16 protein-coding genes are annotated in these 16,245 nt (G+C 68.3%); 8 read left to right on the top strand and 8 right to left on the bottom strand.

What is annotated here, in order from left to right:
• The first annotated feature begins 27 nt into the window (after positions 1-27).
• Together QN163_01710 and QN163_01705 are read left to right on the top strand one after the other, a co-directional pair.
• Positions 28-1,146: a hypothetical protein gene (locus QN163_01710; protein MDR5682730.1), complete on the top strand. Its 1,119-nt coding sequence runs from the start codon at positions 28-30 to the stop codon at positions 1,144-1,146.
• Positions 1,038-1,694 (top strand): phosphopantothenoylcysteine decarboxylase, encoded by a 657-nt coding sequence (locus QN163_01705; GenBank protein MDR5682729.1) that lies wholly within the window; start codon positions 1,038-1,040, stop codon positions 1,692-1,694. Before QN163_01710 ends, QN163_01705 begins: the two co-directional genes overlap by 109 nt.
• Positions 1,695-1,755: 61 nt before the next feature.
• On the opposite strand, the gene QN163_01700 is transcribed toward QN163_01705, so the two are convergent.
• Positions 1,756-3,138 carry a hypothetical protein gene (locus QN163_01700; GenBank protein MDR5682728.1) on the bottom strand — a complete coding sequence of 461 codons (1,383 nt, stop codon included), beginning with the start codon at positions 3,136-3,138 and terminating at the stop codon, positions 1,756-1,758.
• A 266-nt stretch (positions 3,139-3,404) separates the two neighbouring features.
• Here QN163_01700 and QN163_01695 point away from each other — a divergent pair, with 266 nt between their 5' ends.
• Both QN163_01695 and QN163_01690 read left to right on the top strand, forming a co-directional pair.
• Entirely contained in the window at positions 3,405-4,856 is a 1,452-nt protein-coding gene (locus QN163_01695; GenBank protein MDR5682727.1) for a PxKF domain-containing protein, read from the top strand.
• Between the two features lie 27 nt (positions 4,857-4,883).
• Positions 4,884-6,569, top strand: a complete 1,686-nt coding sequence (locus QN163_01690; GenBank protein MDR5682726.1) for a hypothetical protein — start codon at positions 4,884-4,886, stop codon at positions 6,567-6,569.
• Positions 6,570-6,653: 84 nt separating this feature from the next.
• Here QN163_01690 and QN163_01685 read toward each other — a convergent pair whose 3' ends face one another.
• The 7 genes from QN163_01685 to QN163_01655 all read right to left on the bottom strand — a co-directional run bounded on the left by QN163_01685 (position 6,654) and on the right by QN163_01655 (position 11,458).
• The gene (locus QN163_01685) at positions 6,654-7,238 is read right to left on the bottom strand and encodes a response regulator transcription factor (GenBank protein ID MDR5682725.1); all 585 of its coding nucleotides are present in this window, start codon (positions 7,236-7,238) and stop codon (positions 6,654-6,656) included.
• Between the two features lie 100 nt (positions 7,239-7,338).
• Complete coding sequence (locus tag QN163_01680; protein ID MDR5682724.1) at positions 7,339-7,710, bottom strand: metallopeptidase family protein; 372 nt, start codon at positions 7,708-7,710, stop codon at positions 7,339-7,341.
• Between the two features lie 5 nt (positions 7,711-7,715).
• Positions 7,716-8,627 (bottom strand): ferrochelatase, encoded by a 912-nt coding sequence (hemH, locus tag QN163_01675; GenBank protein ID MDR5682723.1) that lies wholly within the window; start codon positions 8,625-8,627, stop codon positions 7,716-7,718.
• Positions 8,628-8,631: 4 nt separating this feature from the next.
• The gene (gene hemE, locus QN163_01670; protein ID MDR5682722.1) at positions 8,632-9,717 is read right to left on the bottom strand and encodes a uroporphyrinogen decarboxylase; all 1,086 of its coding nucleotides are present in this window, start codon (positions 9,715-9,717) and stop codon (positions 8,632-8,634) included.
• Positions 9,714-10,127 carry a hypothetical protein gene (locus QN163_01665; GenBank protein ID MDR5682721.1) on the bottom strand — a complete coding sequence of 138 codons (414 nt, stop codon included), beginning with the start codon at positions 10,125-10,127 and terminating at the stop codon, positions 9,714-9,716. The genes hemE and QN163_01665 overlap by 4 nt, the downstream gene beginning before the upstream one ends.
• Positions 10,128-10,133: 6 nt before the next feature.
• A complete protein-coding gene (locus QN163_01660; protein ID MDR5682720.1) occupies positions 10,134-10,661 on the bottom strand; it encodes a pyridoxamine 5'-phosphate oxidase family protein in 528 nt (175 codons plus the stop codon).
• Complete coding sequence (locus tag QN163_01655; GenBank protein ID MDR5682719.1) at positions 10,661-11,458, bottom strand: chlorite dismutase family protein; 798 nt, start codon at positions 11,456-11,458, stop codon at positions 10,661-10,663. The genes QN163_01660 and QN163_01655 overlap by 1 nt, the downstream gene beginning before the upstream one ends.
• Positions 11,459-11,716: 258 nt before the next feature.
• Here QN163_01655 and QN163_01650 point away from each other — a divergent pair, with 258 nt between their 5' ends.
• From QN163_01650 to QN163_01635, 4 genes are all read left to right on the top strand, one after another.
• Positions 11,717-13,378, top strand: coding sequence for a hypothetical protein (locus QN163_01650; protein ID MDR5682718.1), 1,662 nt, complete (start codon positions 11,717-11,719; stop codon positions 13,376-13,378).
• 52 nt (positions 13,379-13,430) lie between these two features.
• The gene (locus QN163_01645) at positions 13,431-14,603 is read left to right on the top strand and encodes a DUF444 family protein (protein ID MDR5682717.1); all 1,173 of its coding nucleotides are present in this window, start codon (positions 13,431-13,433) and stop codon (positions 14,601-14,603) included.
• Positions 14,543-15,697 carry a SpoVR family protein gene (locus QN163_01640; protein MDR5682716.1) on the top strand — a complete coding sequence of 385 codons (1,155 nt, stop codon included), beginning with the start codon at positions 14,543-14,545 and terminating at the stop codon, positions 15,695-15,697. The genes QN163_01645 and QN163_01640 overlap by 61 nt, the downstream gene beginning before the upstream one ends.
• Before the next feature lie 62 nt (positions 15,698-15,759).
• Positions 15,760-16,245 (top strand): bifunctional nuclease family protein, encoded by a 486-nt coding sequence (locus QN163_01635; protein ID MDR5682715.1) that lies wholly within the window; start codon positions 15,760-15,762, stop codon positions 16,243-16,245.

Here is a 16,245-nt window from a genome sequence, read left to right as displayed (position 1 = left end):
AACCGGCCAGGGAACCTTCGGCAGACGATGGGCTATCGCGTTCTGCATCCCCCTTCGCACGAAGACCCCGCCGACCTGGAGGGTCTGCTGCGCGGGCCCGATGTCGTGTGGGTCGACATCACCGGTCCCGCGGAGGACGACGTCGGGGTGATGCGCGACGTCTTCGGATTCCACCCGCTGGCAATCGAGGACACCCGGAACCAAGGTCATTCTGGTCCTGACGCTGGCGGGCATGCGGTTGTTCCGGCAGGAGGCGGTGTATTGATGCCGCGCTCGATGAGCGCAGATCCCAACCGTTCCTGGCGCCGCCTGCCGGCCTACGCCCTGCTGACGGCGGGGGCGGTCGCGACGGTCTTGCCGTTCGTATGGATGGTGCTGGGATCGTTCAAGACCGACGCGGAAATCTTCCGGTTCCCGCCCACATGGCTGCCCGAGCAGTGGAGGTTCGAGAACTACACCGAGGCGATGCGGCGGGCACCCTTCGCCCGCTACTTCCTGAACAGCGCGATCGTCGCCGCCGCCGGCGTCATGGCGAACCTGCTGTTGAGCAGCATGGCCGGATACGCGTTCGCGCGGCTGGACTTCCCCGGCAAGCGCGTGCTGTTCGGTGCCATCCTCGCGACGATCATGATCCCCTTCTACGTGACGCTGATCCCGCTGTTCGTCCTGGTCACACGCATCCCGATCTTTGCCGGCCCCCAGGTGCGCGCTGGTCCTGTGGACGGTGCTGTTCGCCGGCCATTTCCTCACGCGCCGGATCCACGATCGGCCGGCGTGGATCGCGCTCCTGCACCCGGTCGCGGCGTTGGCGATCCCCTACGTCATGCTGCGTTCGATGCTGCGCACCCTGCGTCAGGGCGGCATCACGTGGCGCGATACCTTCTATCCGCTGGCGATGCTCGCTCCCAACTCCGGTCGGCACCGTCCGACGACCTCACGATCCGGACGAGACGCCCACCGCTGGAGGAGGCGCGCCTACCGGTGAGAACGACGCGCGACCCCTTGACCCGCGAGCCGATGCGCCTTCTCATAAAGACGTGCCGCTTCGGGGAAAGCGCGTCCTCGTCACCTCCGGCCCCACGCGGGCGCCTCTGGATGCCGTCCGCTACATCACCAACAAGTCCAGCGGGCGGCTCGGATCGTTGATCGCGGAGATGGCTGTACAGGCGGGGGCGTCGGTCACCTTCGTCTACGGGCGCGGCTCCCAGTTGCCGCAGATCCGCGCCCGGGGGCGGGACCACCTGCGGCTGGTGCCCATCGAGACCGTCGACGACCTCGTCAACGTGTTCCGCGACGAACTGCCGTCCGGTTACGACGCGGTCGTCCATCCGATGGCGGTGCTGGACTTCGCTCCCGCTCAGGCCCACCGCGACAAGGTCGCCTCCGAGGAGGAGTGGGTCGTGCGCCTGGTACCCACGCCCAAGGCGATCCGGCTGGTGAAGGAGATCAGCCCGCGCACGTTTCTCGTGGGGTTCAAGCTGGAGGTCGGCAAGACCCCCGAGGACCTGGTGGCCTCGGTGCGGGAGTGGAAGCGGAAGAACGACTGCGACGTCGTCGTCGCCAACGACCTGCGCGAGATCGAAAGCGGGGTGCACCGCGGCTACTTCATCGGGCCGGAGGGGGAGCTGCTGAGGATCGCGGAGGGCAAGGAGGAGATCGCCCGCGCCGTGATCGAGATCCTCGACCGCGCCTGATGGGAAACACGACAACGCCCGGGCCTCGCTGAGGGAGGCCCGGGCGTTTGTCTGGGTTCGTTCAGTAGCTCTCAGGGATCGGCGGGCAGCTCCCAGGGCCCGGCTGGACGAGCAGGCTGCCGTTGTTGTTCGCTGCGTCCAGCGCATTCTTCAACTGCTCCTGGTAGGCACGCTGCGGGTGGCCGGCCGGTGTGTTGCCGTCGGTCCCCAGCGAGGCGTTGGCAAGGGCCATCAGGTCGTTGACCGAGATGAATCCCGCGGCGTTCGCTCCCGGGAAGCCCACGCCCACGAAGAGCATCCCGCTGCCGCTGACGAACCCCTCGCGCACGTTGAGCGCCATCGCCGCCAGCTGCGCCGACAGCATGTAAGCCATGTTGGTCGCCGTCGCGTTTAGCAGCCACGTGCGGAGCTCAGCGGCGCTCACGGGATCGAAGTGACTGCCGTCGGCGTTGCGCAAGTTCAGAGCCTGCAACGTCGCGAGATCGTCTGCATCGATCAAGGCCTGCCCGTTCCGGTTCGTCCAGAAGCCGATCGTCCGCCCGCCGGTGGGGCCGAGGCAGACGTTGCCGAAGTTGGGTCCGGCCGCGTCGGTCGAGCCCACCGTCACCGTCCCGGATGTCGGCGTCGTCGGGACCCACACACCGGCCGGGTGGAAGCCGGGGGGCGGCGCGACTTCGCTGATCGTGTAGGTACCGGAGTTGGCCTCTACGAGGAAGCCGTAGGTCCCCAACCCCGGGCCCTCGATCGACGACGTGTACGTGACGTCCGCCGGCGTGGGCGGGGTCTTCTCGATCCGCCAGCCGCCGATGTTGACCTCGTCGCCGTCCTTGGTCCCGTTTGTGTTCGTGTCGTACCACTTGTAGCCGGTGATGGAGACCAGCGGCGGCTGCCCGTTGCCCCGACGCCGCACCTTGAAGTTGTCCGTCTTGGCATTCCTGCTGTCGAAGATCAGCGTCTTGCCGTCGGAGCCGATGGTCGCGTGGTCACTGCGGATCAGCCAGACCTTGTACTCTCCGCCCAGGTTGGGCGTGTCGTCGTAAGGCATGAGCTTGACGGGTGTCACCCCGGTGGTCGGGTTCGTGGTTCCGTTGGGGTGGGGACAGAGCCCCGTCGCACCGGTGATGCGGCCCCCGGATACGGTGACCTGCCGGCACTCGGCGTTGTCGCTGGACAGCAGCGTCGCCCCTGACGGGTCGGTCACCTGGAAGTAGTACGTGCCGTCGGGAAGGCCGGCGGCCCTGGGACTCTGCGGACCACCGTTGATGTAGACGTCGTCCTTGCTGTCGTAGATGTTCGCATTCACCGTGGTCCCGTCGCTGAGCGACGTCCAGATGGCGCCGGTGATCTGCAACGTCCCAACCCGGGAAACGACCCCCGATCCGCATCCTGCGACGAGGGCGATCGTTGCCAGGTACAAGAGGACTCGGTTGTGCCTGGCACGCATGGCCAACCCCCTCCTTGATCCTGCTCCCTCCGCCACTGTGGCACCGCTGAGACCTGCCCGCCACCGCTGAAGGTCGTCCGCCCGCGAGTGGGAGGACCTAGGACCTCGGACGGATCCGCCAGGTGGGGCGAGTGGGCATAAGAGCAACTACCAGCGAGTCAGAGGGGGTGTCGCCCATGGGAGCGTGCTGGCGTGTCGTGTCAGTCGTGACGGCATCGGCCGCCTCGGTCTTGCACGGCCGTGCGAACGGCCGCATCGGAAAACGTTTGAGGCGGCGCACGGGTCCTCTGCTGGCCGCCGTCGTCGCGTTGATCGTCGGGATCCCTCCGCTGGCGCGCGCCGACGTCGTCTACAACACCCTATCGAGCACGGCAGGCGCCAGCGTGACCATCCCAGCCGGGGGTTCGGCCGTGGTCGGGTACTACATCCAACCGACTAACACCCCACCCGGAGATGTCAGTGGCTGCAACGCCACCGGCAGCGCCCCCGCCACAGTGACTCTCTCGGTGCCCAGCGGCGTAACGGCAAATCAGACCTCGCTTGTGTTTACGGGCTGCGCCGGCGCCCCGCCGCAGTCCATCGGTGCCCCCAACGTGCTGGCCGTCACCTTCTCTTCCAGTATGCCGGGAAGCTACACCATTTCGATTGCCAGCGTGACCGGCGGAAGATCGGGCAGCCTGTGGGATACCTCCAACGCGACCTTCACGCTCGTCGTGACTGCGTCCGTGAGGCCCACGCAGACCGCCGTGGTCTGCGTACCCAACCCCGTTCCCGTGAACGCACCGACGACGTGTACGGCCACCGTGACGGATACGGGCTCGGGCACGCCCACGACTCCGGCCGGCACGGTCAACTGGACGGGCGGAGCAGGATCCTTCAGCAGCACGGCGTGCACGCTGAGCGGTTCCGGCAACGCCGCCAGCTGCCAGGTCACCTACACGCCCAACCCGGGCTCGGTCGGCGCCCACAGCATCACCGCCACCTACGCGGGCGACGCCAACCACTCCGGCAGCAGCGGCAACTTCTCGCTGACGGTCGCCCAGCGTGAGACCTCCACGGCCGTGGCCTGCGTTCCTGCGGCGGTCTTCGTAAACGGGAACACGACATGCACGGCGACGGTTACGGACACAAGTGCCGGCACGGCGATCACCCCGACCGGCACGGTCACGTTCACCAGCAGCCTGCCCGGCGCCTTCACCGGGAACCCCTGTACCCTGAGCGGCTCGGGGAACTCGGCCAGCTGCCAGGTCAGCTTCAACGCGACCGCCGTAGGGTCGCACCAGATCAACGGAACCTACAGCGGTGACATCAACCATACGGGCAGCGGGGGAAGCGCTGCGCTGTCGGTGACCTACAACTTCGTCGGGTTCCTGCCGCCGATCATGTTCACGAACCCGTCCCCCGGCTTTAACGCCGTCCGGGCCGGGTCCACGGTGCCCGTCAAGTGGCGGCTGCTGGACGCGAACGGAGCATACGTCAGCGCGTTGAGCGCGGTGGTGTCGATCCAGGTCGTCCCCATCCACTGTACCAGCGAGGCGGAGGCCGGCGTGCCCGAGGAGGCGACCGCCACGGGCGGCACGTCGCTGCGCTACGACTCGACGGAAAACCAGTACGTCTTCAACTGGCAGACGCAGCGGGACTGGGGCAACCACTGCTACCGTCTGCTGCTAAACCTGGACGACGGCAAGACGCACTCGGCCGACTTCCGGCTGAGGTAGGTCACAGCCGAGCAACCTGGCGCCGCCGTGCTGGCACGCACCCTGAACGACCTCCTCGCGGCGGCGCTGGCTGTGCTCCTCGCCTGTCACTTCGCCCTGCCCGAGGCTTGGGCCCAGCAGACGTTCACGGTCGTGCGGTTCGTCACCGCGCGAGAGGGCGGACCGGTGCCGGTGGGGGAGACCAATCTGTTCGAGGCCACGGACACCAAGGCCGTGGCCTGGGCGCAGGTCATCGTGTCCGGGCAGGCCCACGCCGTGGTGTTCCGGTGGATCGATCCCCGAGGACGGCTGCACCGCGTATCGCCGACCCGCCTCGTCCCGCCCGGAGACGACGTCATCTGGGACGAGTTGCCGATCCGCGGGCAGCCCGCTGCGGAGCTGCCTGGTGTGTGGAGCGTCGAGCTGTACGCGAACGATCGACCGGCGGCGGCGGCGAGGTTCACCATCCTGCCGCGGCGGGTGCCCCCCGCATTCACCCTGGTCCACCAGACGACCGTGGCGACCCGAAGCCAGCAGACGCAGACGGGATCCGGCACCTATACCCACAGCGTCATCAACTCCACGGACCACCTGACGCAGTTCACCCTCCGCCTGCGCCCCGACGCCAACCTGATCGCATCGGCCTCCGGAGGCTTGTTGTGGGGGACGTCGTCCGGGACGCGGGGATCGCTCGCGATCTCCTACAACTCCGGACCGCACTTTTTCGCACAGGCGGGATTCCAGATCTCGTCGGTGACCGACCACCTGGAGTCGCCCGCGCGCCGGACCGACGCGCAGGCCACGTTCTTCGACCTCAGACTCAGCCCGCCCCACGGGCCCACGCTCTCGCTGAGCTACCGTCGCGACGAGGCGGTCGACGATCGCTTCCCCAGGCTGACCGACGGCACGACCACGACCTGGACGCTGTCGTCCAGCTACTTCGTGCGGCCGCTGTTCTTCAGCGCCACGTACACGGTGCAGGACGTCGACGACCGAACGAGCACGAACTTCGACTTCTCCTTCCGCAGCCTCACGCTCACGGCCGTCTACTTCCCGGGTCCGGCGCTGTTCGTGATCGCCTCGCATACCCGTCTGGCGCAGGACTTCGGTGCTACGGCCTTCTCGCCGGCGTTCGGCCAGCAGTCCAACACGACCTCGGTTCGTCTCACTTATCGGCCCACGCCGCAGCTCGCGCTGACGCCGTTCGTCTCCTCGAACGACCTGGCGCGCACCGACGGCCTGCTCTCGATGTCGACCACGCAGTTCGGTGTGGAAGCCGCGTACCGTGTCACGCGGTGGCTGCAGCTGACCGCGATGACCCAATGGCAGACGCAGGCTTCGATTTTCGCCGGCTTCGCAGGCTCCACGGAGCAGCGCCTAAACCGGTTCGGCGTCGACCTGTTCCTGGCCGGAAACCTAACCCTGGGCGCGGCGTTCAGCCCGCAGATTACGGTCAAGGGGAGTGCGGGGACGTACGCCGACGTGTGGACGGCCTATGTGAACTTCTTTCCGGATCCGAAGTTCTTCCTGACCGGGACGTACACGGTGACCCGCACCCAGGGGTCCGGAACCGACACGCTCCACGCGGCGTGGAGCCTGTCGGCCCGCTACGCGCCCACTCCGTGGGTCGAATACCAACTCAGCGCCCAGGTAGCGGACACGCGCTCCAAGCTCTTTCCGGCCGCCAGCGTCTACCAGCTCGGGTATCACTTCACCGCGATCTTCCGGTTCTAGCCGCCGGGCAAGGAGCGCATCAGGAGTCCGCCCCGCTGTCCGGCCGAGGGCGGAGTCACGAATCCGGCAGCCCACGCGCGGGGGTCAACCCGCGCGGGCGTCTCCATTGGACAACAGTTCGTGGGAGTGCACGACCAGTTCGAGGCGGCTGCGGGCTCCACACTTGGCCAGCAGCGACGAGACGTGGGTCTTGACGGTCTTCTCGGACACCCCGAGCTGTCGGGCGATCGCGCGGTTGCCCATCCCCTTGACGATCAGCGCCAGCACTTCCCGCTCACGGGGCGTGACGGCGTGCGGCCTGGCCGCCCAGCGGGAGGTCAAGATCCGGCGCTCGGCCCAGACCTCGCCCCGTGCCACCGCGGCCACCGCCCGCCCCAGCACGCCGCCGTCGGAACCCGCCCGCAGGTACCCTCGATAACCCATGCGCAGCAGCCGGGCCACCTCCCTGTCGTCGCCCTGCGTCAGCGCCAGCGTGGGCATCGCCGGGGGAGACGGATAACCGTCTGCCAGCGACGTGAGGTCCCATACGGCGACGTCGGCCTCTTCCTTGGGCGAGACGAACGCGCGGTGGCCCATCGATTCGAGCAGGTGCACGAGGGCCGTGGCGATCGTCCCGTGGGGCGAGAAGACGTGTACCCTGAGCATCGGGTCCCCGACAGGCAGCGGCACCGAATTGTTCCCAGGCACGGAGGCTGACTCCTCCTTTGGTCCTACGACCAACGGGACGAGCAACCTACGTGCCAGTTCCTCCCCGGAGAGGGCCAGCCGCCTACCCGTAGCCCAGTTCTTCGATCCGGTCCTCGTCGAAGCCGAAGTAGTGGGCGAGCTCATGGACGAGCGTGCGGCGGATCTCTTCACGCAGCTCGTCGTCGGTGTCGCAGGCGGCTTCCAGCGGTCCCTGGAAGAGGGTGATGCGGTCGGGCAGCAGCGGAGGGTCCAGCCCCCGCTCCGGCAGCGGCACGCCCTCGTACAGGCCGAACAGCGAGTCCCCCTCGGCCAGACCGACCGACCCCAGCTGCTCTTCGGTGGGCCAGTCCTCGACGACGATCTCGACGTTCTCGACGGCGCGGCGCAGTTCCGCCGGGACGGCACGCAGGGCCTGCTCGACGACTTCTTCGAAGCGGCGGCGGCTGATGCGCATGGCACTCAGCGGACAGCCTCCACCTCGTCCGCCAGGCCCTCGAGGAACTCCGGGTCGGCGTTGAGCGAGTCGGTGCGACGCAGCACCAGCCCCTGCTCGCCGGCTGCCTGCTGCGCCTCGACGTCGATGTCGTACAGCACCTCCAGGTGATCGGAGACGAAACCGATCGGCACAACGAGCACCTGATCGAAGCCGCCGCGGCGCAGCTGCAACAACACCTCCAAGACGTCCGGCCCCAGCCATCGGAACGGGGTGTGGCCGGCGCTCTGGTAGGCCAGTCGCCAGTGGCGCAGACCCAGGCGGGTCGCCAGCGCGCGGGCTGTCTCCTCCAGCCGAACTGGATAGGGGTCGTCCCACTCCAAAATGCGTTCGGGCAGGCTGTGCGCGGTGAACACCACGAACGCATTTTGCGGTTGCGGGAAGGTGTCCAGCCCGCGCCGGATCCGCGCCTCGACGGCGTGGAGGTAGCGCGGATTGAGGTGCCAGCCGCGCACGGCGTGCAGGCGGACGTCGGGCCGATCGGCGAGCACGGGATGCGCGTACTCCAAGTACTCGTCGATGATCATGCGCGACTCGTGCGGCGCCAGCACCATCGCGATGATCCGCAAGAGGCCGTCGTCGAGGATCGCGCGGGTCACCTCGGCGACGAACGGCGGCGCATGCTTCATGGCCAGATAGACGCGGTACCGGCCGGGCGCACGCCGGTCGAGGGCCGCCTGCAGCCCACGCGCCTGCGCCTCGGTGATCTCGCGCAGCGGCGAGGCCCCCCCGATCCGCCGGTAGCGCTCCCGGAGGTCTTCGAGTTCGGAGGACGAGGGTCGGCGGCCGCGGCGGATGTGGGTGAAGTACGCCTCCACCTCCTCCAGGCTCCGGGGCGTGCCGTAGGCCATGAGGAGCACCGCAATCGGCGCGTCCATCGAACTATCCACCTCCCGGCGTACGCCGGCCGCGCTCGTGGACCCAGTCCACCAGACGCCTCAACCGGTCCGGGTCGGTGTGCGGGGGCACGCCGTGCCCGAGGTTGAAGATGTGGCCGGGGAGGGATGCGCCCTCGTCGACGACGCGCTCGGCTTCGGTCCGCAGCCTGGCGACTGGGGCCGACAGCAGCGCAGGATCCAAATTCCCCTGCAGCGCGCGCCCTGCGCCCAGCACAGCCGCGGCGTCGGGGAGCCCCACGCGCCAGTCCACGCCGATCACCTCGGCTGGCAGGCCGGCGACCTCGCGCAGCAGGTGGGCGTTTCCGGTGGCGAAGTAGATGCGCGGCGCCCGGGGGCCCACGGCGTCGAGCATCCGGTGCAGGTGGGGCGCCACCGCGCGGCGGAAGGTCCGCGCGGACACCGCTCCAGCCCAGGAGTCGAAGACCTGCACGAGGTGCGCGCCGGCTTCAACCTGCGCCCGCAGGTAGGCACCCAGGCTTTCCGCCAGTCGCGCCATCAATCGCTCCCACGCATCGGGCTGCGCGTGGATGAACGCGCGTGTCTGCGTCCAGTCCCGCGAAGGTTGGCCCTCGATCAGGTAGGCAGCGAAGGTGAACGGCGCGCCGGCGAAACCGATCAGGGGGCGGTCCAGTTCGCGCCGAAGCGTGCGGATCGCCTGGAAGGTGAACTCCAGCGCGCCCAGGTCGATCGCCGGCAGCGAGGCCAATTCGTCCGCCGACAGCGACCGCTGCAGCACGGGTCCTTGCCCCTCTACGACGTGGAACCCCAGGCCCATGCCCCACAGCGGCACCAACAGATCGCTGAACACGATCGCGGCGTCCACGTCCAGGCGCCGAAGCGGTTGGAGGGTGACCTCGGTTGCCAGGTCCGGATGGCGGCAGAGGTCTTCCATGGTGTAACGCTCGCGCAGCGCCCGGTACTCCGGTAGGTAGCGGCCGGCCTGGCGCATGAACCAAACCGGCGTGGTGTCCACGGGCTGGCGGCGGGCGGCGCGCAGGATGCGGTCCCGAAAGGACACCGTCGTGGCGTGGTGCTCGGCGGTCGGGCCGGAGGCCGCAGGCTCGCTCACCGCACCAGGCCCGTCGACAGATACACGATGGCCAGCAGCACGACCAGGTTCGTCCGGCCGACCCACAGCGCCAGCGGCACGTAGGCACCGCTCGCAGACGCGGCGCGCGGGGCGATCCAGAAGTCGTGCGCGGCCTTGAGGACGACCGCCACCCCGACGAAGGTCAGCTTCCAGGCCAGCGTTCCGTGTCGGGGATCCCAGCCCCACCACAGCAGGTAGGCGCCGGTGACCAGCAGCGCGGCGACGGCCGCCCATGACAGCACCCGGAACCGCCGCCCCAGCAACCGCAGTGCCGCCGAACCGTGCGGGGGTTGCCGCCGCAGCGCGGGGGCGACCGCAAAGAACAGGAGGTTCCCGCCGACCCAGACCGCGGCGGACAGGATGTGGAGGTAGACGGCGGCTCGATACACGGAGGGTCAGCCGTCGAAGCGCACTTCCTCCCGCACACCCCACCCGAAGTCCGCCTCCGACAGCACGAACGCCCGGTCGGGCCGCAACGCGAAGAAGCGGATGTCGCCGCGCTCGGCGAGCACGTCTTCGACCGGGAAGCGTCCCCGCGCGGCCGGGAAACGGTCCAGGTACAGGTCGATCGCATGGCGTGCGCGCTCGCCGCGCAGCCTCTCCACCGAGCCCGCCAGCTGGATGCCCCGCAGCGGCCGCGTTTCGTTCGGGTGGATCGCCGCAGCCGCCCTCCCGGTCACCAGGGCATCCTGCACGTGGCGCGTCCCCAGCCGCGACATGAAGTACAGCACGGGGCCCGCCTCCCACGCGTACAGCACCGGCGCGGCCCACGGGCCTTCCCCCGAAGCGGTCGCCAGCGTCATGATCCGGTTCTCTTCCAGCAAGCGCCAGAACACCTCGGCGGCGCGGCGCGGGTCCGCAACGGACATGCCCCGCGACGGGCCCGCCACGGAGATCGGTTCGGCGGCTTGGTCCGCGCGCATCAGCCGCCCAGGGCGAAGACCTCGCCGACCACCTCGTCGAGGGGGCCGTGCCGGCCCGTGAACATCGGCGTGTCCCGCAGCGTGTAGGGGCGTGCGGCGGTGGATCGCAGCGCAACCACCAGATCGGAGAAGCGCTCGAGGTCATCGGTCTCGTAGCCGACGACGAACTCCCAGTCCGCCACGCCGGTGCAGTACAGGAGGAGCTGCTCGATCCCCTCGAAGGCGTGCCCGACGCGGGCGTGTTCCAGCATGACCGCCCGCCGCCGCTCCGCCGACAGCTGGTACCACTCGTGGGTCTTGCTGAACGGATACACGACCAGATACCGCTTGCGCGGGCCCGGGACGCGCACGCTGGTGCCGCTGCGACCGGTGTACGGCGAGGGGCGCACCGTCCCCCACAGGCTGGCCGCCCACTCCATGTGCGTGCGCAGAAGACATCGGGCCGCCGCCTGGTAGGACTCCACGCCCGCTGCCGCGATCCACAACCCCAGCTCGGCATCGGCGCGAAGACCCACGAGACTGTAGGCGTACACTCCCGCGACGCTCGGCGTCTCCTCCGCGAGTTCGACCGCCCGTCGAACGCGCTCGGCTTCCTGCGACGTGCGGTAGCCAGGGGGTATGCGGAAGTACAGAAAACCGTGGACGTTCGGGTCGCCCATAAGCACCTCACGGTTGCTCCGCGCAAAGTGTACCACAACCGCTGCGCGCCGATTCCCGCCCTCGACGCGGCGCTGCGTCCCCTGCGGCGAGGTCTCCTCCCCGTAGCGCCCGATCGCGCCTCCACAGGCGTGCGGCATCGCCCGCCGATCGCACAGACGCTTTTGACACCCCGCAGGGGCGTTCGTACACTTACCGAAAACCATACGCACCGCGGCGCACCGAGTTGGCAGATGCCGGCCACGCGGGCGCCGAGCCGCAGCAACAACGCGGATGCGTCGCTCGCACGCCCGGACGGAATCCGGGGTGGATGACCGGCCCAGCGGAGTCGAGCCCTCCGGCTGGGCCGCGTGCTTTGGCGGAACCGATCGCCACTGCGCAGCGTAGTAGCGGACACGATGGAGATTCGAACGGTCAGCGCCTACCTCAACGCCGCCGCCTCGGACGACCGTCTGACGCGGACGACCCACCACTACGTCGCCGACATGCTCGACCACTTCGGGCCGGATCGGGTGTTCGAAGGCATCTACGGAATGACCCGCCAGCTCGAGGACATCGTCTCGTACTTCCGCGCTTACTCGATGGCGATGGAGCGGCGCCTGCTGCTGCTCGTCGGACCGCAGGGGTCGGGCAAGACGATGACCGTCGACAAGATCAAGCGGCACCTGGAGGCGTACTCGCACACCGAGTCGGGTCTGCTCTACGCGGTCGAGGGGTGCCCGTTCCACCAGCACCCCTTCGACCTGGTGCCGCCGGAGGTGCTGGCGTCCCGCGGGTTCCACTGGCACGAAGAGGCCCTCCCCTGCCCGGTGTGCGACCGCTTGATCCAGCGGTACGCCGGATGGGAGGACGTGCCGGTCCAACGGATCTATCTGTCCGCCCGGCACAAGGTCGGGATCGCCAAGCACACCCCTACCGACCTGCGCCGTGAGGACATCACGAACTTCGTCGGCAACATCAACTTCGCGATGCTCAAGGAGCGGGGGTCGACCTACGACCCCGACGCGTACGACTTCGAGGGCAAGATCATCTGGGCCAACCGCGGCATCCTCGACTGGACGGAGGTCTTCAAGAGCCGCCGGCAGCTGCTGTCGCTGCTGCTCGAACTTATCCAGTCCAAGCGGGTGGACCTGGCGAACTTCCCGACCGTCCACGTGGACACCGTCGTGATCGGGCACACGAACTACCCCGAGTACAACGTCTTCTTGTCCGAAGACATCATGGAGCCGCTGCGCGGCCGCATCCACAAGATCGACTTCCCGTACAACACCGACCTGGCCGGGGAGATGGAGATCTACCGCCACCTCGTCGAGCGCGCCAACCGCGTGCGCGGCGAGCGCAAGCACGCGCCGCACGACGTCTACGAGCTCGCGGCCCGCTACGCGATCAAGACCCGGACCGACTCCAACGGACTGCGGGGTCTGAGCCCACGCTTCTTCGAGGATGCGTTCTCGACCGCCTACACCCGTGCCGACGCGTGCCTGGATTTGGAGGTGCTGAGCGACGCGATCGAGCGCACGTTCGCTCATCAGTCGATCAAAGACCTCAACCTCAAGGAACTCCTGCGCCAGTTCGAGGAGACGAAGCTGGAGTTCGTCCACGAAAAGGTCTCGCTGATCGTCGAACGGATCGTGCCGGAGCACTTCTTCGACTACGGACAGAACCTGTACCGCAACTACCTGGACGCGGTGGCCCGCAACGTCGTCGGCGACGGACTCACCGAGCGGGAGAAGGAGCTGATCGACGAGGTCGAAGGCCTGCTCGTCCAGAAGCGCCAGATCAGCCGGCAGGGGCGCGTGGCCTTCGAGAACGTGTTGCTCGAACGCGCCGACGAGCTGCGTGCCATGCCCTACACGGAGAACGAGCACCTGCGGGGGGCGATCAACGAGCTGGTGTTCAACAAGATCAAGAACTGCCTGCGCCTGTACGAGAAGACCGAGGAGCTCGACGCCAAGAGCCGCGAACTGTTCGACGTCCTCTACCGCAGCGCGGTCACCGAGCACGGGTACTGCGAGGTGTGCGCCCGCAGCCTGTTCAAGATCCTCGGCCGGAGCGTCTGATGCGCGTGCCCGGCAGGAAGCGGATCCCCACACCTCTTTGGGGCCGCCGGCCATGAGGATCCACCGCGGGCGCATCGCGCAGCACGAGCACGACGAGCTGCTGCGCGCCTACCTCAAGCAGAACCTGAACGAGCTCATCCAGCAGAAGGAACTCGTGGTCGACGGCAAGGTGAAGACGCAACTCGCCACCCTGGACCTGCCGACGCTGCGCTACGGAGACGACGAAGCCTTCCTGGCCCAGGGCGGGGGCGACGGCGGCGGACGGGGGGCCGCCGACGGGGTGCAGGCGCTGGGGGGAGTGTTGGGCGGCGATCACCACGGACCGGAGACGCACGTGGAGGTCGACTTCGACGAGTTCGTGCGTCTGGCCCAGGAGGTCCTGCTGGACGAGATCCGCCTGCCCGCGCTGCACCACACGCCGCGCGGCGGGGACGTCGAGAGCGAGGACATGCCGGAACTGGACGATCTCGACCGGATCGGGCTCGTCGCCGATCTGAACCTCGAGGAGACGATGGTCACCAGCCTGGCGCGCAACCTCCGGGAGCAGGGTGTGGCCGACTACGATGTGGACCTGCGCCAGGACGGCTGGTACTTCGTCGAGGACCCCACCCTGGCGCGCAACCACCGATCGCTGGAGGTCTACGTCCTGGACATCTCCGGATCGATGCGCGGCGATTACCTCTCGCTGGTCCGCAAGACGATCTTTTTGCTCTGGTACGCGCTGGAGCGGCGCTACCCCACCAACCTGCGCCGGTACGTGGTCTTCCAGGACGTCGCCGAAGAGAAGACGCGCGAGGAGTTCTTCTCGGTGGAATCCAGCGGGGGCACGCACATCTCGGCCGGGTTCGAGAAGGCGATGGAGCTGCTGGACGGCGCGGGCGAGTACGACAAGTACTTGTTCCTGTTCACAGACGGCGAGACCAGCAGCGGCGACTTCGATCTGGCCAAGCGGCGCTACGAAGAGGCGCTGGCCCGGTTCGACCTGGTCTGCTACGGCCATGTCAACCCCGGCGGACGCGGCATCGGCGGTTTCAGCGAGTACGCGCAGGAGACGGCCGGACGCCGACCGGGGGCGACGTTCGCGAACCTCGTGGATCTGGAGACGGTCCGGCAGGCGATCTCCGACTTCCTGTCCTGCGTCGACCGGCCGGAGGGCGGTGCGCGGTGCGGGAGTACGAGACGGTCATCCACCGCGTCGAGGCACTCGCGCGAGAGCGCGGCCTGACGTTCGATCCCGTCGTCTTCCGCATGAGCGAAGCCGACGAGATCGCCGAGGTCGCCAGCATGGGTCTGCCCAACCGGTTCGTCCACTGGTACTGGGGCGGCGCCTACAAGGAACTCTCGCTGCAGCAGAGCAAGGCGGTGCTCAGCATCCTCGAACTCGTCCTGAACACCCGTCCCTCCTACGCCTTCCTGCGCCGCTCCAACACGTATCTGCAGAACGTGCTGGTGATCGCGCACGTCTACGGCCACGCCGACTTCTTCGCGAACAATCACTGGTACCAGAAGTCCAACAAGGACATGCTCAACGAGGCCGAGCGGCACGCGCGGATGTTCCGCCGGCACGAGGCCACGCACGGACGGGAGCAGATCCAGGAGCTGCTGGACGCCTGCCTGACGGTCGCCACCAGCGTCAACGCCTTCGAGCGCGATCCCACACGGCGCCGGCGGCGTGTCGTCTACGTCCTCGAGGAGCGGGCGCCGCTGCTGCCGCACGAGCGCGAGATCCTGGAGGCGGTGCGGCGGGAGGCGGAGTACTTCGATCTGGTGCAGCGTACCCACATCACGAACGAGGGATGGGCGACGTTCGTCGAGGCGGAGCTGCTGCGCGAGCTGCTGGGTCCTCGGGAGTGGAGCGAGGTCTCCGTCCACCTGTGCAACCGGCCGGCGCCGTACATGATCGGCTACGCGCTGTTCCGCGCGGTGCAGCGGCAGGCGGGCCCCCAGCGCGCGCTGGCGATCCGGAGGTTCTACGAAGACGTCCGGTTCATCGACGAGGTCCTCGACCAGGACCTGGTCCACCGGCTCGACCTGTTCGTCTACGATCCCAAGGACCGCAGCCGCAACACCGACGTGGATGCGGTCAAGGAGATGCTCATCCAGCAGAAGCTGGGTCGGGGGGAACCGCAGATCGAGGTCGAGGACCCCGCCCACCCCCGGGACCTGACCCTGGCGCACGTCGAGGACGGCAAGAAGCTGGATCCAAAACGGATTGCGCTGTACCTCCGGGCGGTACACCGGCTGTGGCGCGGCCCGGTGCGGTTGCGGGCCAACGGCAAGGTCTACACGTACGACAAGCGCGGGCTGTCCACGTCCTGAGGCGCCCGAGGCCGGCCAGCCCGGGACTGCTTGACAGGACGGCGGGGTATAATACGGAAGGGGTGATCGCCGTGATCTGGATGAAGGTCAAGGGCGTCGCGATGGACCACCAGATGAACCCGGTCGTCCTCCTGACGGACGCCGAAGAGCGGATGGCGCTGCCGATCTGGGTGGGCCCCGCCGAGGCCCAGGCGATCGCCCTGCAGCTGCAGGGCGTCACCCCACCGCGCCCCATGACCCACGACCTGCTCCGGTCGGTGCTCCGGGAGATGTCGGTTTCCCTGACCCGCGTGGTCGTCACCGACGTCCGGGACCAGACCTACTTCGCCGAGATCCATCTCAAGCGCGACGGGACCGACCACGCCGTCGATTCCCGGCCCAGCGACGCCATCGCGCTGGCGCTGCGGATGGAGGCGCCGATTTTCGTGGACGAGCGCGTCGCCGCCCAGGCGATCCCGCTGAAGAAGGAAGACGAGATCGACATGGACGAGTGGCGGCGCTTCCTCGACAACGTTAAGCCCGCTGACTTTAAGCGGTCGCTGCACTAG

Source organism: Armatimonadota bacterium, assembly GCA_031432545.1.
GTDB lineage: Bacteria > Sysuimicrobiota > Sysuimicrobiia > Sysuimicrobiales > Sysuimicrobiaceae > Caldifonticola > Caldifonticola tengchongensis.
This window is presented reverse-complemented; position numbering and strand designations above follow the sequence as displayed.